This is a genomic window from Paenibacillus sp. SAFN-117 (assembly GCF_051966115.1).
Taxonomy (GTDB): domain Bacteria; phylum Bacillota; class Bacilli; order Paenibacillales; family NBRC-103111; genus Paenibacillus_L; species Paenibacillus_L residui.
The window spans coordinates 25,725-46,430 of record NZ_JBQCLK010000004.1 but is presented as its reverse complement, the minus strand read 5'-3'; the positions used below and the strand labels follow the sequence as shown (position 1 = coordinate 46,430).

Annotated in this window: 12 protein-coding genes; 11 read left to right on the top strand and 1 reads right to left on the bottom strand. The window is 50.4% G+C overall.

Annotated features, from left to right (window positions below):
• The first annotated feature begins 2 nt into the window (after positions 1 to 2).
• Genes ACTHRH_RS03965 through ACTHRH_RS03950 form a run of 4 tightly spaced genes read left to right on the top strand, consistent with a single transcriptional unit; the run spans position 3 to position 6,351 of the window.
• On the top strand, positions 3 to 2,114 hold the full coding sequence (locus ACTHRH_RS03965; RefSeq protein ID WP_144933264.1) for a YIP1 family protein: 2,112 nt from the start codon (positions 3 to 5) through the stop codon (positions 2,112 to 2,114).
• Positions 2,111 to 4,507 carry a DUF5696 domain-containing protein gene (locus tag ACTHRH_RS03960; protein ID WP_440414238.1) on the top strand — a complete coding sequence of 799 codons (2,397 nt, stop codon included), beginning with the start codon at positions 2,111 to 2,113 and terminating at the stop codon, positions 4,505 to 4,507. The genes ACTHRH_RS03965 and ACTHRH_RS03960 overlap by 4 nt, the downstream gene beginning before the upstream one ends.
• 1 nt (position 4,508) lies before the next feature.
• Positions 4,509 to 5,378 (top strand): carbohydrate ABC transporter permease, encoded by an 870-nt coding sequence (locus tag ACTHRH_RS03955; RefSeq protein ID WP_379285631.1) that lies wholly within the window; start codon positions 4,509 to 4,511, stop codon positions 5,376 to 5,378.
• 13 nt (positions 5,379 to 5,391) lie between these two features.
• Positions 5,392 to 6,351, top strand: a complete 960-nt coding sequence (locus tag ACTHRH_RS03950) for a carbohydrate ABC transporter permease (RefSeq protein ID WP_379285633.1) — start codon at positions 5,392 to 5,394, stop codon at positions 6,349 to 6,351.
• A 22-nt stretch (positions 6,352 to 6,373) separates the two neighbouring features.
• On the opposite strand, the gene ACTHRH_RS03945 is transcribed toward ACTHRH_RS03950, so the two are convergent.
• Positions 6,374 to 7,273: a LysR family transcriptional regulator gene (locus ACTHRH_RS03945; protein WP_144933261.1), complete on the bottom strand. Its 900-nt coding sequence runs from the start codon at positions 7,271 to 7,273 to the stop codon at positions 6,374 to 6,376.
• Between the two features lie 1,817 nt (positions 7,274 to 9,090).
• On the opposite strand from ACTHRH_RS03945, the gene leuC reads away from it, so the two are divergent.
• The 7 genes from leuC (at position 9,091) to ACTHRH_RS03910 (ending at position 20,331) form a co-directional block, all read left to right on the top strand.
• Positions 9,091 to 10,497, top strand: coding sequence for a 3-isopropylmalate dehydratase large subunit (leuC, locus tag ACTHRH_RS03940; RefSeq protein WP_150959839.1), 1,407 nt, complete (start codon positions 9,091 to 9,093; stop codon positions 10,495 to 10,497).
• 23 nt (positions 10,498 to 10,520) lie between these two features.
• Positions 10,521 to 11,120: a 3-isopropylmalate dehydratase small subunit gene (gene leuD / locus ACTHRH_RS03935; RefSeq protein WP_150959840.1), complete on the top strand. Its 600-nt coding sequence runs from the start codon at positions 10,521 to 10,523 to the stop codon at positions 11,118 to 11,120.
• Positions 11,121 to 11,305: 185 nt separating this feature from the next.
• Positions 11,306 to 12,772 carry an N-acetylmuramoyl-L-alanine amidase family protein gene (locus ACTHRH_RS03930; protein WP_186328521.1) on the top strand — a complete coding sequence of 489 codons (1,467 nt, stop codon included), beginning with the start codon at positions 11,306 to 11,308 and terminating at the stop codon, positions 12,770 to 12,772.
• A gap of 42 nt (positions 12,773 to 12,814) precedes the next feature.
• On the top strand, positions 12,815 to 15,166 hold the full coding sequence (locus ACTHRH_RS03925) for an S-layer homology domain-containing protein (protein ID WP_440414233.1): 2,352 nt from the start codon (positions 12,815 to 12,817) through the stop codon (positions 15,164 to 15,166).
• Between the two features lie 211 nt (positions 15,167 to 15,377).
• Entirely contained in the window at positions 15,378 to 16,055 is a 678-nt protein-coding gene (nth, locus tag ACTHRH_RS03920; protein ID WP_144941661.1) for an endonuclease III, read from the top strand.
• A gap of 29 nt (positions 16,056 to 16,084) precedes the next feature.
• Positions 16,085 to 16,357, top strand: a complete 273-nt coding sequence (locus ACTHRH_RS03915; protein WP_144941653.1) for an NAD/NADP transhydrogenase alpha subunit — start codon at positions 16,085 to 16,087, stop codon at positions 16,355 to 16,357.
• A gap of 341 nt (positions 16,358 to 16,698) precedes the next feature.
• On the top strand, positions 16,699 to 20,331 hold the full coding sequence (locus ACTHRH_RS03910) for a dynamin family protein (protein WP_144941651.1): 3,633 nt from the start codon (positions 16,699 to 16,701) through the stop codon (positions 20,329 to 20,331).
• The last annotated feature ends 375 nt before the right edge of the window (positions 20,332 to 20,706 follow it).

Genomic DNA, 20,706 nt, shown 5'->3' with positions numbered 1-20,706 from the left:
AGATGGAGGCATCCAAACCGCGTAAACGGCTGGCAGGGATATTGATCTTGGTGCTCCTGCTTGCAGTGATATGGCCGATTGCCGCCCATGCGGAAGTTCCCTTCTCCACCTTCACAAGAGACAGCTTCGGGAGGGTCGTCTACACTCAGCCTGCGTACGCCCCGATAGGGACTATCGGACAGGATATTTATATTGAGGATGACAACGGCAATAAGGTGTATTCTCCGCTCAAAGCGCCAAAGGATTTATTCGTGGACCGGAATGACCATATCTATGTGGCGGACACCGATAACAACCGGATCGTTCATTTCGACGAACATGGTGAGGTGGTTCGTGTCCTGACGGTTCCCGAGAGTCCTTTGAACAAACCCCAAGGCTTGTTCATTAACGAGGCCGGAGATATTTATGTAGCAGATAGCGGAAACCAGCGTGTGGCCAGGCTGAATCGGGAAGGGGAATTCGTTCAGGAATTCAAACGCCCCAAGTCGCGGTTTATCAATGATTCGTTCGTCTATGAGCCGATCAACATGGTGGTCGATAAACGGGGATTCGTCTATGTCATCTCGCAGGGAAGCTATCAGGGGATTGTGCAGTTCGACCCGGAGGGAGAATTCTTCGGCTTCTTCGGGACGAATTCAACGGAAGTATCCGTTATGGACCGGATCCGCAGAATGTTCTACACGAAGGAGCAGCTCAGCCGCCAGGTCAGACTTCTCCCTACGACGATCCGCAATATTGACATTGATGAGCAGGGATTCATCTATTCCGTATCCGGCTCGAAAACCGAGCAGGTCAAAAAACTGAATATACGGGGAGATAACCTGTGGAAGGAGCTGAGCTTCACCGAGCGCTCCCGCTATTTCCGCAAAGGGGATAGCTACCCCGAGGCACAGCTTGCCGACGTCGCCGTGGATGCCAACGGAAATCTGACGGTGATCGATAAGGCCATGAATATCGTCGCCCAGTACGATCCGAGCGGCAAGCTGCTGTTTTACTGGTCGGGACCGGTAGCGGCGGGAATTCCGCTGGTCGGTATCAATCAGAGCCCCGTGGCGGTCGATACCAACTCGAGCAATGAGATGTTCATTCTGGACGATTCCCTCAACTTGATTCAGGTGTTCAAACCGACGGAATTCGGAGCGGCCGTCCATACCGCTTACAAGCTGACCCAGGAAGGCAAATATGCGGAAAGCGAAGCCTACTGGAATCAAGTGGTGCGCCTTAACGCTTTGTTCACTCCCGCTTATGAAGGGCTGGCTCTTTCAGCCTTCCACAAGGAGGATTACAAGACCGCATTGGAGATGTATCGTTTGGCCGGTAATGCGGAGGGTTATTCCGATGCTTTCTGGCAGCTTAGGCTGCAGTGGTTTCAGCATAACTTTTCTATTCTCGCCAATTCAGTGCTGGCTGTCGGCGTTGCCGGCGTCGCCGGGGGCCGGCTGAAGAAGAAATTCGGCTGGCGTTTACTGCCAAGGACCAGGCCGAGATGGATGGAGCACATCTGGCTGAAGCAGTTAGGTCACGCCTTCTATATTTTGCGGCATCCGCTGGACGGCTTCAGCGATCTCCGATATTTGAACAGGGGCGGCTATATAAGCGCTATTGCACTGCTGGCACTGGTCATTATGATGCTGCTGGCCAAAGTAAATTTGACGAGCTTCAGCTTTAATCCGGTTCCGGCCAATGAGCTCAGGGGAGCGCCCATCATTGTTACGTTTGCCGTCCTGCTGCTGACCTGGATGATCTGCCACTACTTGATAGGCTCGATCTCCCAGGGGGAGGCCCGCTTTAAAGACGTGTTCGTAGGGAGCGCTTATGCCCTGTTCCCCATCGTGCTGCTGGGGGTGCCGCTGGCGCTCATATCCAATATCATGACGCTGAGCGAAAATTCCATATACAGCTTTTTCGAATGGCTGATGATTGGCTGGAGCGGGCTGCTTTTCTTCTGGAAGATCCAGTCTCTGCAAAATTACAGCGTGGGCGAGACGATCGTAAATATTCTGTTAACCATTGTGGCGATGATCGCTCTCTGGGTTCTTATTTTCATCATTCTCGGTCTATCCTCGGAATTTGTGGACTTCATCTATACGCTGTACCAGGAGGTGTCGATGTGATCCGGTTTATGAAAGCGAAACGAAATCTGACTGCCCTGGCCGTGGCCATCGTCCTCTCCTGTATGCCCGTCCTTATGGTCTTTGCCGGTCAAGCACCGGTTCAGGCCAAGGAAGACAAAGCAGCGGAGAATGGGAGCCAGGAGGCGTCCAATGAGGGTCAGAAGCCGGCTCCCGGCAAGGAGGAGGAAGCCAAGCCGGCCGCAGCTAATCCTAACGTGAAGGAGCCGGATTTCCCTAAGGAATCGGCTATGCAAATCGTGGCGGACAATGGGCGGTATCAATTGAAGGCAGATCCTAAATCGGGCCATTTCATCGTCTTCAGCAAACAATCGGAACAGGTCTGGAGATCATATCCCGATCCGCAATACTGGAGCAGTCAGGAAAACTCCAAAGCCTGGAGAGTGCATCTGAAATCCCCCTTCATGTTCCGCTTCGTCGAGTTTAAGGTACGGAGGGATTTGTTGAAGGAATCCAACTATTACGAGCAATCCGGTAAAATTTCCTCCTTCGAACGAATAAACGATGGATTTAAAATCACCTATGAGATGCCGAATCTCGGCTTCGTCATCCCGGTACAGGTCCGGCTTAAAGACGATTATGTGGAAACAACCGTCCTGGAGGAAGGGCTTAAGGATGTGAAGGAGGCACAGAAGGAGGAGGCTAAGCCCAATACTAAGGCAAATGCCAAGTCGAACGCCAAGAAAGACCCCGAAGCGAGATTGGTTTCGCTGCGCCTGTTTCCATTTTTCGGCGCTCAAGCATCGGATGGGGAGAACGGTTTCCTGTTAATTCCAGATGGCTCCGGAGCGCTGATTGATTTCAAGAAGGACCGCGCGAATACAACCAGCTTTTATAACGAAAGAATTTATGGCGAGGATTGGGCTTATAGCAGCGGAACCACCTTCTCCAACCGTCTTCCCGTGCGAATGCCCGTATTCGGGATCAAAGACGGGGACAAAGGATTTGTCGCCGTGGCCCATCAGGGAGCGGAGTATGCAAGCGTGCTGGCGGCTCCATCCAAATCCTTCAGCCAGTACAATTGGACGACGGTAGAGCAAATTTATCGGTTTAAACATTTTCAACCGTCCAATACAAGAAGAACCGCCGGCTTCTATACCTATAGCAAGGAATTGACGGCAGGAGACCGCTCGGTCCGCTACTATCTTCTCGAGGAGCAGCCGGATTATGCGCGAATGGCCGGCCGGTATCGTCAATACCTGATGGAAGAGGTCGGCTATGAGCGGCTCCCTGCGTCGGAGGAAGGTGTCCGGCTGCAGCTTCACCTGCTTGGAGGCGATACAGCCAAAGGATTCCTCTGGGATTCCTATCTCCCTTTGACAACAACGGACGAAGCGGAGGAGATCGTACGGCAGCTTCATTATTTGGGAGTGGAGGATATGTCCGTCGTCTATCTCGGGTGGCAAAAGGGAGGATACAGCAAAGCCGGAGGGCATTTCCCGGTCGACCGGAGATTGGGCGGAAACGGCGGGATGAAGCGGCTGGCTGATTTTGTCCGCTCCAAAGGCTTCTCCCTCTTTCTGGATGCCCGTTCCTACACCTTCAATAATACGGGCAGGGATGGCTTCCGCGGCAGCCGGGACGGTCTGCGCGATCAGGGATCGTCCGTTATCCGCTTCCGTTCGTGGAACCGGGAGGACGAGACGACCTTCGTCAGCCCCCGCTTCATGGAGGAGGTGGTCCTCCGGGATATGCAGAAGGTGAAAGAACTGGGTGTGGATGGCCTACTATTCGGAGACGGCATCGGTGATATCCTTAATACCGATTACAACGATAGATATTCCCTGACCCGGACCGAGTCGCTGGAATTGCAGAGGCGTCTGCTGCAGACAGCGCAAGAGGAGCTGGGACGTATCCAGCTAGCGGAAGGCAACGTATACGCAGGCAAATTTGCAGAGCATTGGGACGGTCTGTCCAATGACTATTCTTATGATTTGTTCGTCGACCGGACGGTGCCTTTCGCACAGATCGCCCTGCATGGACTGGTCAGCTATTCATTCGAATATGCCAATCTGAGCGGCAACTATACGGAAAACTATCTTCGCGGAATCGAGTATGGGGCGGAGCCGTCCTTCGTCGTCACTTCCTCCCCTTCCCAGGAGCTGTTGAAATCGAAGTCGCTAAACCGGTATTACAGCACCTACTACAAAGATTGGCTGGAGCAGATAGTTACCCAATATCAGCTATACAATGATGCTTTGAGCGAGGTTAGAACCGAGTTCATTACGGATCATCGGGCCTTGGCCAAAGGGGTGATGGAAACGACGTACGCGAACGGACATCGGGTGGTCGTCAATTACAATGCTTATCCTTACTCAAACGAAGGCCTGGTCGTTCAGGCGAATGATTTTGCCGTGATTCGGGGAGGGCAGTAATATGGGGAAAAAGAAGAGATTGAACGCCCGTTTCATGCGGAATCTGGAAGGCACCTTGTTTATCGCCCCATGGCTGATCGGATTCATCGTGTTCTTGGGGTTTCCGCTTGTATTTTCTTTATATATGAGTTTTCACAGCGTCAAAATTTTGCCGACCCGGATGAGCTACGAGTTCGTCGGATTAAAGTACTACCGGGAAATTTTGTTCGGCAGCTCGGCCTTCTACGACGAATTGATTCCGTTTTTCCAGGAAGTGGTCATCATGATCCCGGTTATTCTAATCTTCTCGCTTCTCATTGCCATCTTGTTAAATCAGAAGCTGAGAGGCCGCTTCCTGTTCCGGGGCATATTTTTCCTGCCGGTGATCTTTACGACCGGTTATGTGCTGACGGAGTTCGTCAACCAGGGGGAAGGAAGCCTCGGTTTCCTGGAACGGTTCGCTCTCGGAAGTTATCTCGATGCTTTCCTGGGAGACAGCTCCTGGGCCAAACCGGTTAAGGAAGTGTTGAACCGCTTTGTGCTCGTCCTCTGGTATTCCGGGGTGCAGATTCTAATCTTCCTGGCCGGTCGTCAGACCATCTCGGCATCTGCCTACGAATCCGCGAGAATCGATGGGGCTTCCCCGTGGGAAGTGTTCTGGAAAATTACAATCCCGGCGATGTCACCGTTCATTCTGCTCAATCTGATCTACACCGTCGTCGATATGTTTACCTTTCCGTTCAATCCGATTATCTCGTTAATCGGCAAGGGAAATTACGGATACAACAGCAGCCTGGCCTGGATTTATTTTCTTGTGATCATCATCTTTCTCTCGCTGGTGCTGTGGATTTACAGCAGGCTAAACCGGAACCAAAGAGCGTCGCGGGCATAAGGAGGGGTGCGAAATGAATACGATCCTGATGAAGCTGAAGAGGAGGATCACCTTCAAGGACCCGGTCCGTCAGTTGAAGTATATGACGCTCGGACGGGAAATTAACGAAGGGCTTGTTTTCAAGCTGTTTCTATATACCATTTTCATTTGCACATCTTATATTTACCTACATCCCATTATGAAGATGGTTGTCAAAATGGTCATGGACGCCAAGGACTTGATCGATCCGACGGTGACATGGATTCCGTCATCGCTCTATTGGGGGCATCTGCAGACGGCGTGGAAGGTGCTCAAATACGGCAATTCCTTCACAATCAGCCTCGTCGTGGCACTTGTGGCCTCGGTGTTTCACTGCATTTCATGCGGCTTTGCCGGCTACGCCTTGGCAAGGCTTGAATTTCCGTTCAAAAAATTGGTGTTCTTCCTGCTGCTGCTCGCTTTCATCATACCTCCTCAAGTCGTGGTGCTGCCTACGATTATTGCCTACTCGCAGCTGGGGCTGGACGGCTCGCTGGCGGCGCTGGTCATCCCGGCGCTGTTCGGCTTTGGCGTCAAAGGCGCTCTGTTCGTCATCATTTACCGGCAGTTTTTTATGACGCAGCCCAAGGAGCTGGAGGAAGCGGCCAAGATTGACGGGGCGAGCGCGTTCAAATTTTATGTCCGGGTCATGTTTCCGCTGGCGAAACCGGCCATTCTGGTCGTGTTTCTGTTCTCCTTCGTATGGACATGGAACGACACCTACATGCCGAGAATGTTCCTGAGCGAAGCGAAGAATGTGCCGCTCGCCGTGCAGATGTCCCGTCTGGATGTAGGTATAAACCAGTTCATGCAGGCGGCGGATATGCCGTTGTACATGTCGGAGGCGATCAAGATGGCGGCCAGCTTCCTGACCATTCTGCCGCCGCTTCTTATCTACTTCTTGGCTCAGCGCTATTTCGTGGAGAGTGTGGAAAGAACGGGGCTGGTGGAGTAAGCCCGGCCCTAAGTTTTCCAATTTAACGGTTCTGAACGACCTCCTGCAGTACCTGGATAAAAGCTTCCGCTGCCTTGGATAAGTAGCGCCCGTGCCGATAGGCGATGACCAGCGTTCTTGTAGGCCGGCCGTCCAGAGGGAGATAGACGGGGGCATGCGGCTCCCCTTGTACCCTCGCTACCATCTTGGGAACGAAGGCGACCCCCATACCGGCGGCGACCAGTGATTGGACGGTATCGATATTGGTGCTTTCGAACACGATCCGCGGCTCGAAACCGGCCGCTCCGCACAAATCCATTGTGATTTGGCGGAAGCCCTGGCCTTTTTTCAAAATAATAAAGGGCTCCTCCCGAAGGGTATCGATCCGCACGGCATCATCCCCGGACGCTGACTGGGCAAGCGGGTGATGGGGAGGGACGCAGAGGCGAATTTCCTCCTCGATCAGCGGCAGGTAAGAAAGGGAGCGCTCCGCCAGAGGCAGGGAGAGCAGACTGATATCTGTCTGGCCGCTTGCCGCCAGCCGCTCCAGGTTCGCCGAGGTCTCTTCAACAAGTTGAATTTCAATTTCCGGATACTGCTGCTGGAAGACGGGGAGGACGAGTGGTAAAATATGGGACCCGGTAATGGGCAAGCTGCCGACAATCAGCTTGCCTTTTCGCATTTGCGAAATGTCCTCCATTTCTTTTTTGAGCTGGGAAACCTTATCCAGAATAATCTGCGCCTTCTCGACAAAGACCGTGCCGGCGTAGGTCATTTCCACGGAATTGGTATTGCGCTGAAACAGGAGAACCCCGATCTCCTTTTCCAGTTTGGAAAGCTGTTGGCTTAAGGAAGGCTGGGCAATGTGCAGCTTTTCCGCCGCCCTCGAGAAGTTTTTTTCGGCTGCTATCTGGACTGCATACTGCAGTTGTCTTAATTCCATAGAAAGGATCTCCTTTATTGGTTATTCCCATCACATTAAAGATTTTTTTCTATAGCGTCGGCAATAAACCTTCCCACCAACCCCACCGCAAGCTTTTCCCTCAAGTGGTAAGGGGAATCTGACAAGGTTTGCAGCTTCGGGAGATGTGGAGAACTGCAGATCTGAACGCTTTTATTGCCGTATACAAATTTGGCTTTATTTATCATTGCTCTTCTCATGATATTATACATCCGCAGCGTTATAAGGACAAAGTTGCGGCGTCAAGTAGGAGACATAGGCATCCTGTTCGAGTTTATAAGCGCGGTCGTGCTTTGGAGTGGATAGCCTGCCAGAATTTTGTATTTTGCTTCTATGCTATGTGCTTTTGACTGTTATCCCCTTCGTTCAGGAAAAGTATTTTCAAAGGACAGCGATGTTCTATAGACTGGGGATGCTTCCGGAAAATTAGAGGACAAGAAGTGGCAGAAATTGCTTTCGGGATTATGACTGAAGGATGTGTATGGAAAATTTCTAAATGTACTGAGTGAAAGGGATAACGGTCAAAAGGGCGCAAAAAGGTGGAGTTGGCCGGTAAAGGTACTGAGAGAAAGGGATACTGGTCAAATGGGGCGGAGAAGTGACATGAATCGCGCCTAAGAGGTTGCAGGTCCGCTAGTATTGTACGATAGAAAAAAACGGATTAAGGAGACTGGACAGAAAGGAAACGTCCTCACGAAGATCGTTGATCCGGGCTTTTGACTGTTATCCCCTTATATCAGAAAGGCTGCTTAAATCGCCTGTTCGTCCTTTTCTATGCTTCTGCATTATGTTCAATCCCTTCCGGGTCCGGATCCAAGCCCTGGGAGCCGAACAGGTGCATCATTTCCTTGGAGAGCCTGAGCTTACGGGATAATTGTTCAATGGAGCCATGCTACTGAGCGAAAGGGATAATGGTCAAAGAGACGGAAAAAAGGTGGAGTTGGCCGGTAAAGGTACTGAGTGAAAGGGATACTGGTCAAAGAGTCGGAAAAAGAGGTATTGCCCGGCGAGCGATGTGCTGAGCGGAAGGGATAACGATCAAAAGGGGCGGAAAAAAGGTGGAGATGGGCCGGTAAGGACACTGAGTGAAAGGGATAATGGTCAAAAGGGGCGAAAAGGCATGAATCGCGCCTAAGAGGCTGCAGATCCGCTATTATTGCACGATAGCAAGGAAGACATACCATTTAGACCCCCATGCCTCTGACCGCGGCACCTTGCTTCAATAGTGTGAAATTTGAAAACTAAATGGATTTCATACAGTTAGATTTCTATATTCGGGTCTAACTGGAAAACCTACAGCTAGTTTGCGCCAAAACAGCCGTTTCGCCCAAAGTTGCCCATTTTAACTGTAGTTTATCCAGTTAGTTTGATCATTTTCGCCCATTCGCTTGAATCTACCTGTACAAAATACAGTTAGACGTGCCGCTCCGCTTGCAACGATGCCTGCAGACGGTAAAATAGACGGATTTTCAAGGTAGATTAGAGGGAGACAGTTATATGCTTACGGCGAGTCTCATGAGAACCATGTTTGGCGGAATGTCGATGTCTTTTCTTGTCGGATGATTGAGCACTTTCTTGTCGGAGTGCAGTGGGCGCAAAAAGCGGCTTGAACGATCGATTAGAGATCAAGCGCCCCCCGCTTATAGGCGGAATACGGAATAAAGAGAGTCTTTATATTAATTTCCTATAAAACTTATAGATATTATATCTTGGAACAATCAAGAGAGAGATGTTACTATAGGTATTAATCGAATATGGATGATCTTTATCGATGGAGAATTTTCGTAGAGGTGAAAAAGATGTCGAAAAAAACGATGTACGAAAAAATTTGGGACCAACACATCATTCATCAGGAAGAAGGAAAGCCTGGCATCATTTATATTGATCTGCACCTGGTGCATGAAGTGACGTCGCCGCAAGCTTTCGAAGGGCTTCGTTTGGCCGGGCGCAAGGTGCGCCGTCCGGATCTAACCTTTGCGACGATGGACCATAACGTTCCTACCAAGGACCGTTTCAATATCGCCGACCCGATTTCCAAGCAGCAAATCGACACTCTGTCCAAGAACTGTGCCGACTTCGGTGTGAAGCTGTTTGATTTGGAAAGCACGGATCAAGGGGTTGTCCATGTCATGGGGCCTGAGCTCGGATTGACGCACCCCGGGAAGACCATTGTATGCGGAGACAGCCATACCTCCACGCACGGAGCCTTCGGTGCGCTTGCCTTCGGGATTGGAACGAGTGAAGTTGAGCATGTGCTTGCTACTCAGTGCCTGCAGCAATCCAAGTCGAAGACGATGGAGGTTCGCGTTAACGGCAAGCTGAGCCCCGGCGTAACGGCTAAAGACTTGATTCTGGGTATCATTGCCAAGTACGGCACGGATTTCGCTACCGGATATGTTATCGAGTATACCGGGGAAGCGATTCGTTCCTTATCCATGGAAGAGCGGATGACCGTCTGCAATATGTCGATTGAGGCAGGCGCTCGCGCGGGTCTGATCGCTCCGGATGAAACGACGTTCGAATACTTGCGCGGTCGCGAATACGTGCCCCAAGGTGAAGCATTCGACAAGGCCGTTCAAGAATGGAAGAGTCTCGTAACGGATGAAGGGGCCGTATATGACCGTGTGGTTGAGTTTGATGCCGACTCCCTTATTCCTCAAGTGACCTGGGGTACTAGCCCGGGAATGGGAACAAGCATCGACTCCTCGGTGCCAAATCCGCAAGATTTTGCTACGGAGAATGAAAGAAAAGCAGCGGAAAAAGCCCTTGAATATATGGGACTTACTCCCGGAACCCCGATGACGGAGTTGAAAGTGGACCGGGTCTTCATCGGCTCCTGTACGAATGGAAGAATCGAAGACTTGCGTGCGGCGGCTTCGGTAGCCAAAGGCTACAAAGTATCTCCTAATGTGAATGCGATCGTCGTTCCCGGTTCGGGACGTGTCAAGATCCAAGCGGAGAAGGAAGGCTTGGACAAAATCTTCATTGAGGCCGGATTCGAATGGCGCGATGCGGGCTGCAGCATGTGTCTGGCGATGAACCCGGATGTCCTGAGCCCTGGCGAGAGATGCGCCTCGACCTCCAACCGGAACTTTGAAGGCCGTCAAGGACGCGGAGGACGGACACATCTTGTTTCGCCGGCAATGGCGGCTGCGGCTGCTATCGAAGGACGTTTCGTCGATGTGCGCAATTGGCAATTTAACTAAAAGAATAAGAGGAGTTGCTAGATATGGAACCTTTTAAAAAGCATACCGGAGTGGTAGCTCCCGTGGACCGTGTGAATGTGGATACGGACGCGATCATCCCGAAACAATTTCTCAAAAGAATAGAAAGAACCGGCTTCGGACAATTTCTGTTCTACGAATGGCGTTTTGATGAAAGCGGGCAAGTCAATTCGAATTTCGAATTAAACAAGCCCCGTTATGACGGAGCATCCATTCTGATCTCCCGGGCCAACTTCGGATGCGGCTCTTCCCGTGAGCACGCGCCTTGGGCCATTCTGGACTATGGCTTTAAAGTTATCATCGCTCCGTCTTTTGCGGATATTTTCTATAACAACTGCTTTAAAAACGGAATTCTGCCTATCAAGCTTTCGGAAGAAGAAGTTCAGAAGCTGTTTGAGCTCACTGCTGCCAATGAAGGCTACCAGCTGACTATCGATCTGGAGAATAAGAGCATTACCGATAACCAAGGGCTTAATCTTTCGTTTGATCTGGATGAGCATCGGCGTCAGTTCCTGCTGCTTGGACTGGACGATATCGGCCTGACTCTGCAGCATAGCGACAAAATCGCCGCTTATGAGGAGAAGCATCAAGCCAGATTATCGTAAATCTTATTGCTAGATAATAACGGGAGCCTATAGGGAATTACCAGGCTAAATAATCATTCTACCCAAAAAGCTCCCTGTCGAAACAGAAAAATCTGTCGACAGGGAGCTTTTTTCGCAACTTTTTGGAAAATATTACGTCTAATTATACGTCGTATGGCATAATCTACTAAACTCAGAGGTGAATGATGAAAAAGCTGGTAGTCTCCCTGTTGTCCTTGTTTGCATTTATCTTTTTGCTTCCCCAGTTCACATATGCGGAGGATTCGATTCCGCTATATCTGAACGGGAAGAAGCTAAACCCTGAGGTAGCTTCCCGCATCATGAATGATACGACAATGGTTCCTATTCGCATTGTGTCCGAGGAGTTGGGCGCGAAGGTCAGTTGGACCCAGGAAGAGCAGAAGGTGACGATTCAGAAATCGAATTCCGAGATGCTGCTATGGATCGATAAATCTTATGCTTCCATCGACGGGAAAGGCTATCCTCTGGAAGTTTCTCCGGTGAATATCGAGGGAAACACACTTGTTCCTGTCCGGTTTGTCGCGGAAAATCTAGGGCTTCAAGTTAAGTGGGACAATGAAACGCGTTCCGTACATATGATCAACGAACCGATCATAGAGCAGCCAGAGGAAAGCACAGATGAAACCGATCCTTCGGATCCAACCCCTGGTCCTGATCTTAACCAGACACCTGGCCCCCAGCCTACTCCGAATCCCAATACGGATCAGAATGGCCAGAAGCCCAGTACAGGGCCTACCGTAAAACCGACACCGGATCCCTCCCTTCCCGCTATTGAATCCATCGTCATGAATGGCGAACAGTTACTCATTCAAGGGTCGAAGGAAATGAAGCCGAGCCATTTTTCCTTGCTTAGCCCGAGCCGACTTGTCATTGATATTCCCAATTACAGACTTGGACAAGCCCTTGTGCCCCAAACAGGAGTAAATAGCGGAACGATCGAGGTTGCGGATCACCCTATGGTGTCGCAAATTCGTTATGCCTTATATTCGGACGACCCGTATACCGTTCGAATTGTCGTTGATTTAAAATCGAAGGCATCCTATAAGCTGCTGGAAGATCCGACAACCAATCAGATAACGGTTAACTTCCAACCGCTCGTTTACAAAGTGGTGATTGATGCCGGCCATGGAGGTCAGGATCCCGGAGCTTCGTCTCTAACGGGAAGAAAAGAGAAAGAGTTTACGCTGAGTACAACTCTTAAGGTCAAAGAGCTATTGGATAAGGAGCCTCTAATTCAACCGCTGTTAACCCGATCGGATGACACATACCCTGAATTGGACGAGCGTGCCGCTTTTGCCAACAGCCAGGAGTCCGACTTGTTTATTTCCATTCATGGGAATAAGTTCAATCCGGAAATCAGAGGCACAGAAACTTATTACTGGCATGACCGAAGCCTGGAATTTGCTAAAATCATGCACCGCCATATTCTGGATGCGACTGGCTTCCCGGACCGCAAAGTCCGCAAGAATAATTTCCGGGTCATTACGGCAACCAAGATGCCGTCCATTCTGCTGGAAATCGGATATCTGTCCAACGTAGAGGACGAAACTTTGATGTACCAGGAAGAATTTCAGTACAAGGTTGCAGAAGGAATTGTGGCAGGCATTAGAGAATATTTGCATATAGAATAAGCATAACTCAAGCTGGAATTGAAGGCTGAAAGGGGAAGAGGAATGAAATCGGGTAAGAAGAAGACAGAAAAAATGATAGTTTCTTTAGTAGTATCTGCCATGGTGGTAGGCAGCCAGGCAGGCGGGGCGTATGCCGCTGAATGGAAACCGGCCGGCGGGGCGTATGCCGCTGAATGGAAACCGGCCGGCGGAATGGTACAGGCGGCCGCAGCTTTAAACTATAAGTTTGATGATGTGCCGACATCTCACTGGGCTCATCAGTTTGTGACGAAGCTGGCTCTACAGGGGATTGTTCAAGGAAGGGACGAAGGGAAATATGTTCCCGATGATAAAGTATCCCAAGAGGAAGTCATTGTACTGGCAATCCGTTTAATGGGGCTGGAGCAGGAAGCCCTGAAGTTAAAGACGGAGAACTACGTGCTGCCTTTCTCGGTGAGTGACTATGCCCGCGGATATGTTATTACCGCCATTGAAAAAGGCCTGATCAGCATCGGGGAAGAAGGTTCAAATACCTCTTCGGGCAGCAAGTCCTGGGGGACAAAAAGCGCCTCCAGAGAATGGGTGGCTAAGATCGTCATTCGTTCGGTGAACAAGCAGCAGGAAGCCAATCAGAAGAAATCCCAATCGACCGGATTTTCGGACAATAATAAAATATCCGACGAAAATATCGGGTTCATAAATGAAGCCTTGTCGTTAAAAATTGTAGACGGCTTCGAAGACAACACATTCCGTCCCCAGGAGTCGGTCACAAGAGCTCAGATGGCCACCTTCATCAGCCGTGCCCAACAGTATTCCTCTTATCAATCCGATAAAGTGATAACGGGAACGGTTCAGGCAATAACCGGAAATTCTGTGCAATTGATCGATAGCCGCGGGCAATCCCGCACTCTGTCTATTAATTCCAGCTCGGTTATTTATGGAAAAGGCAGTACCGGTAAAATATCCTGGAGTGATATCAAACCCGGATACACCGTTTATACGATAGCTCAAGACAATACGGCTTATTATATAGAAGTGACGGATCAGGTTTCTTACCAATCGACCGAAGGTACAGTGGAAAATATCGATTTGTCCGTCATGAAGCTGACTTTAAAAGTTGGAGATAGGTCTGAAGTATACGATTTGATGTCCGGCACCTCGGTCACCGACAAAGACGGTTTGGGCCAAAGTCTCTCGTCCGTTGTGAAAGGAAGCAAAATCGAAATTCGCCGCACCGCCGACCAGAAAGTGGCTCATATTATTATCAAAGAGGCGCCGGTCAATAAAACAGCTGTCGGAACCTTCGTCTCTGTGAATAAAGACAGTAAGAAACTGACCGTGAACGAAACGGACGGCGGCAAGCAAGAGTATGCTTATGCGGATAACCTTCCTGTCATTTACAAGGAAGGAATGAGGTCTCTGGATCATATCTTTGAAGGAGATACCGTTCGCATCCGCGTGGAAAATAACATCGTTGTGGAATTGGAAGTCGTAACGACCAAAGTAGAGATGATCAAGGAAGGCAAGCTGGATTATATTAAATTGGATAACCGGGCGCCTTACTTGACTATTCAGTTTGCGGATAACCAATTCGGAACTTATTCGTTTGATACCAATACCGTTGAAGTGATCATGCCCTGGAAGCTGAGCTCCTCGATTGCCGAGCTTCAGGAAGGGGACGATATTACGGTTTACCTTGGTTCCGATGATAAAGTGAAGAAGGTGTTTGTCGGGGAACGGAAGCAAAAGGTCAACTACATGGCAACAATTCATAGTTATGACAGCAAGTCGAAGTATTTGACCGTTATCGTCGACGGCAAGCCCGAGATTTTCGAGTTGAACGATAAAGTCAGCCTTACCTATAATGGAACTTCAATTGCGATTGAGACTTTCGACAAGATGTTTCCTATCGGCCAGAAAGTGGATTTGACGTACAACAGTAAGGACGAGCTGATCAATATTTCGTACAGCTTCGGGTACGAAGGGGTCATATCCATGATCAACCCGACGACTAGAGAGCTCAAGCTGAAGATGCCTAACGGCCAGTATGTCGACCTTAAACTCAATACGTATGTGGCGGTAGAGGGATTGAACCAAGACAACCTTACGCTGGACCATCTGAAGGTCGGTGATTCGATCCGGGCTGGAATGAGCAACCAGCACGATTACGTTTTCCAGATCCAGAAGAAACAGACCATCAACTATGAGCTGACCGCCAAGAACGAGTCCAGCCGCCAGTTGACCGTGAAGGATCAGAATGGTTCCGCATTTTACTACACTTTGCCGCATGATGCGAAGATTTTGTCTGCCGCAGATACGGCAATAACCTTCGCCCAGCTATCGCCTGGAACGAAGATTGCCATTACATTCGTAGGCAAGAATATCCAGCAAGTGAAGCTGATAACCAGTAACTAGAGAAGCAAGAGCCGCCATCAGGCTTGTCCGAAATTCAGGACATAGAGCTTGCCGTCCGAATAAGGAACATCCTTATTCGGACGGTTTCCTTTTGAGCGCAATGTTTTAGAAATGTTCATTTTTTGCCTGGATATCCTCATTGAATATCTTAATCGGATTCGTTACACTGTAGGGGGTTCGGGCGCAAGGTTAGAGAAGGGGGACCGGGATGATGAATAAAACAAAGGTTCGGCACATTCTGGATGAAATCGGGAAGATGTTTCCGGATGCTCATTGCGAGTTGACCCATTCCAATCCGTTCGAGCTGACGATCGCGGTGCTGCTGTCCGCTCAATGTACAGACGAGACGGTCAACAAAGTAACGAAGTCGCTCTTTCGTAAATATACAACACCGGAAGATTATTTGGCCGTTCCGCTGGAGGAGCTGGAGCAGGATATCCGCAGCATCGGATTATACAGAAACAAGGCGAAAAACATTCAAAAGCTTTGTCAACTCATTATAGAAAAACACAACGGACAAATTCCGCAAGAGCATTCACAATTAGTAGAGCTGCCCGGCGTAGGCCGAAAAACGGCCAACGTTGTTATTTCCAATGCATTTGGAGTTCCGGCCATCGCAGTGGATACTCACGTGGAACGGGTATCCAAACGGCTGGGTCTGGCAAAAGCGGATGACTCGGTGCTGGAAGTCGAAAAGTCTTTAATGAAAAAAGTGCCGCTGGAAGAATGGACCCAAACTCACCATCGTCTTATCTTTTTCGGAAGATATCACTGTAAGGCGCAGAATCCCCAATGTGACATCTGTCCTTTGCTGGACGTGTGCCGCGAAGGAAAAAAAAGAATGAACGTTGCGAAGAATAGGAAAACGAAGGAAGTCAAGACTAGATAAGGAAGTCAACAGTAAAAGGATGGGATGACATGAAATGCATATCAGTCTATACCAAAAACTTCGCGGTGTTCTCCGACATCTATGAAGAAATAATGAAGACCCCGTTTGCCGAAAACGAGGAGAAAGAGATTGAAGGAATTGTCGTCAGCGAATCTGGAGAGGTGCCGGATAGCTACCTGGATCGCATGAGAACGAAGCCGGACGTTGTCGTGATGAAAGTTAAGGAACAGAACGTGACTATCCTTCAGCATGGGGATGTGTTCGAAATTATTCTCCCTGAGGAGGAAAATGTGATACACTAGTAACCGGAGAACACGGTTATAATGGCTTATAACGATTAGAAACGGCCGGGATGAGGGGCAAGATCGCGCCTCCACCGGAAAGGACATGGAGAGCGAGGCCCTTGAAAGGGCGTTGCCGCTGTACACCTTCAGGTTGCAGCGCCATTTCAACAGCCTCCGCCGGGAGCCTTCGACTACACCTGTCGAGGCCCCGGATCCGGAGTCCGTTTCTACCATAAACCGAAGCCTTTCGGTGAAGTGCAGTCTAAAGTCTATTGAGGAAATCTTCCTCAACACTCTAACCGAAATCCGTTTCGGTTTTTTTGTTTATTTAGGACAACAGAGGGTCAGGAGAATGCGTGATGAACGGTGTGGAAACGATTGCTAAGCTGGCTTCCGACATGCAGGCTGCGGGGGATTCTCGGCATGCCGACAAGATGATGCAGCTAGAATCCAAGCTTGCTTCCGGTCAGCTGTACTTTGCTTTTTGCGGGCATTTTTCCGCAGGAAAATCCAGTTTGATTAACCGGCTGTGCGGGGCGAAGCTGCTGCCGTCCAGCCCCATTCCAACGAGTGCCAATATTGTGTCTATCCGCAATGGAGAAGGGGAAGTATCCGTGTACCGGAACGGGCGGGAGCAACCGGACCGGATTGAGCCGGACCAATTATCCGAATACTGCAAGAATGGGGAGGATATCCGTTCCGTTGATATTCGTTACCCGATTCCTTTTCTGGGCGAGCGGGCGGTACTGTTGGATACACCGGGGATCGACTCTACGGACGATGCCCACCGGATGGCAACGGAATCGGCGCTGCATTTGGCCGATGTCGTTTTTTATGTGATGGATTACAACCATGTGCAATCAGAGACCAATTTTGCATTTACGAAGCAGCTTCAGGATTGGGGCAAGCCCGTATACCTGATCGTTAACCAGATTGACAAGCATAGGGAAGCGGAGCTTCCTTTTGAACAATATAAAGAAAGCGTGAGACAGTCCTTCGCCAACTGGAATATTACGCCTGACGGGATCCTGTATCTGTCGGTCAAGCATCCGGAGCATCCGCACCATGAATGGCCGAAGCTGATCTGGCTGCTTCGCAAGCTGATGCTAATGGCGGAGCCGCTGCGCAATCAGAGCGTTGCGGCTTCTTCGGAACAGCTGATTCGCGAGCATGCCGCTACTGTTGCGTCTGCCCGGGAAGAGGAGAAAGCCAGGCTTATGGCCGAGATCGAGCAGGCGGACGGAGGGGATGAAGCATTAGCGCGATATGAAGAGAAGCAGGAGCAGCTAAACCGGCTTAAGGAGCTTCCCCTTCAGCTTCAGGCGGAATGGAGGAAGGAGATCTCCTCGATCATTGATAACGCCAATCTGACTCCTGCGACAACCAGAGATCTGGCGCATCATTATTTGCAAAGCCGCAAGCCTGGGTTTAAGGTCGGATTTTTCTCAAGAGCGGCACAGACGGAGAAAGAAATCTCCAGCCGATTGGACGCTTTCTATTCTGATTTTGCGGAGAAGATCAAAGCGGGCTTAAGCTGGCACCTTCAGGATTTCATCAAGCAGCAGGCCGAGAAGCATGAATTGTTGAATGAATTGGAAGAGGATCGATTGAAGGAGCTGGAATTTAGTCTTCCGGCTTCCTGGATAGCGGAGCAGGTTCATACGGGAGCGGTCTTCTCCAACGAATATACCCTTAACTTCTCCAAGCAGTTGTCTTCGGAGGTCAAGACGATGTTCCGGCAAGCGGCCACCGGGCTTATCGAAGAGCTTATAAGCAAGCTATCCCTGCGAATGCAGAAGGAGCAGCAGCAGCTGGAAGCGGAGCTTATGGAGCTAGAGTCGGCCTTAGGGTCGCATCGCCGGCTGCAGCAAATCGAGCAGGAGGAGAGGGAAGAGCTGCAGCGGATGCTGAACCTGTCTCGCGGGGCACTTCCCCGTTCAGCGCTGCAGCTGCCCGCCCCCGGCGATTACAACGAAGAGGAATTCGCTGGGGAACGTTCTTCCGATCCAGTGGCCGCAGCCCCATCGGATTCCGCGATGAAGAAGCCCGAGGTGCTTCCGGCAGAGTCAGAGGCCGAAACCGAGAGCAGCAGTGCGAACCGGGTTCAGGATCAGCGGAACCGGCTGCGGCGGATGGCGGATACTCTTCGTCAGGCCGCCAACTTGACGAAGGATCTGGCCGCACTGCAGAACGTATCGCGCTCCATGCTGGACAAAGCCGAGCGGATGGAAAACAACCGGTTTACCGTCGCTTTGTTCGGCGCATTCAGTGCCGGCAAATCATCCTTCGCCAATGCGTTGATCGGAGAACGGATATTACCGGTCTCCCCGAATCCGACGACTGCGGCGATCAATACCATATTGCCGCCGACGGATGATTGCCCGCATGGAACGGTTAAAGTGGTCATGAAGACGGAGGAAGCGGTGCTTGAGGAAATCCGCTTCTCGCTGGATGTGCTGGGCAAGCCGGGAGGTAGCCGGGAAGAATGTCTGCGTACCATTGCCGGAATCCACCCTGAGCAGATAAGCGAGGGCGGGAAACCGCATTACGCCTTCCTCAAAGCTGTGGAGAAAGGCTGGGGTGCCGCTGCAGATAAGCTCGGCAAAGAACTGACCGCCGATCTTGAGCAGTTTGCAAGTTATGTGGCGGAGGAGGAGAAATCCTGCTTCGTCGAGTCGGTCCGGCTCTATTACAGCAATCCGCTGACGGAGCAGGGCATGGTCTTTGTGGATACACCGGGGGCCGATTCAATTAACGCACGACATACCGGAGTAGCCTTCAATTATATTAAAAACGCTGACGCCATTCTCTTCGTCACGTATTACAATCATGCCTTTTCGCAGGCAGACCGGGAATTTCTGCAGCAGCTTGGCCGGGTGAAGGACTCCTTCGAGCTGGATAAGATGTTCTTCATCGTCAATGCCGCCGACCTCGCCGCAGATGCGGAGGAGCTGGATGCGGTAGTGAAGCACGTGGAAGCCAATCTGACAAGCCATGGAGTCCGAAACCCGAGAATCTACCCCGTATCCAGCCAGCAGGCAGTAGAGGGCAAGCTGCAGAACGATCCGCTTCTGCTTCGCCAATCGGGCATTCTCGAGTTCGAACGCCAGTTTATCCGCTTCACTTACGAAGAACTGAGCGAGATGGCTATCCGTTCCGCCCGGTATGAATTGCAGCGCGCGGTTGGGACTATGAGGGAATGGATCCAAGGCGCGCAGCAAAGCGAGGGCGAAAGGAAGCGGAGGCTCCTAACTCTGGAGAATGCATATACAGAGGTAGCTGCAGCCCTTCAGGCTCCCGAGAGCGGGACGGGACACAACGAACTGGCGAAGGAGCTCCAAGAGCTTCTCTACTATGTGAAACAGCGAATGATGTTCCGTTTCGGGGAATTTTATAATCTCGCTTTCAATCCCGGTGCCCTTCATGAGGATGGAAGAGACATCCGGATGGCATTGAGGGCTGCTTATTTTGATTTGCTGCGGCTGATTTCCTACAATTTGTCTCAGGAAGTACTCGCGACGACACTTCGGTTGGAGCAATTTATGAATTCCTTCGCCCAGAAGAAGCTTGAGAAGCTGTGGAAAGACATCGAGCTGAAGTTTCCGGGCTACTCTCCGCATCGTTTTGAAGCCGAGTCCTTCGATACGCCGGAGGTGGACGAGTCGGTGACGGTGCCCGAACCGGATGTCAAGGGCTTGCAACGGGCCTTTAAGAACGGCAAGTCCTTCTTCGAAGGGGGCGGCAAGGAGAAGCTTAGACAACAATTGGAAGCGGAGCTGGGTACGGTTATTCAGCAATACTTGGACCTTCACGCGGAACGTCTGCAAACGGCCTACGGTCGTCAACTCGCAGACAGGCTGGAGCAATTGGGGCAGAAGGAGCTGCAAATGGTGAAGGATCACTACCAAGGCTTGAAAGATGCCATGGAAATGAAGATCGACGTAGGTCAGCTTATCGAGATTCGAGACCGATTGGCGGCCCTTGCCGAGTAACCTGTTCAATTCCCGTTATGATTGACTAAAAAGTACCAAACAGGCTACCATTAACCGTTCGACAGAAGTCGGACGGTTTTTTTTCAAAATAAGAAAGTAAAAGTTCCACCTCATACCTGTTCTTATATTTCATCGTAACCGCGCCAGTCCAAAGGACGGCGATAGCCGTTATCCTTGTGGGAAAAAATACGCAAAGAAGGTTAACAGATTTATTAAATGAAAGCCCGGATGGAACCAAAAGGTAACAAATCGAGGTTATTAGCGGCCGGAGAAACATTGGAAAAAGAAAGTCGATGAAAACAGGAAACAATTGGGGGGATATGGATTATTTAAAAGGATTCGACGGATTGTATCTGCTTTTTATTAGCAAATGTT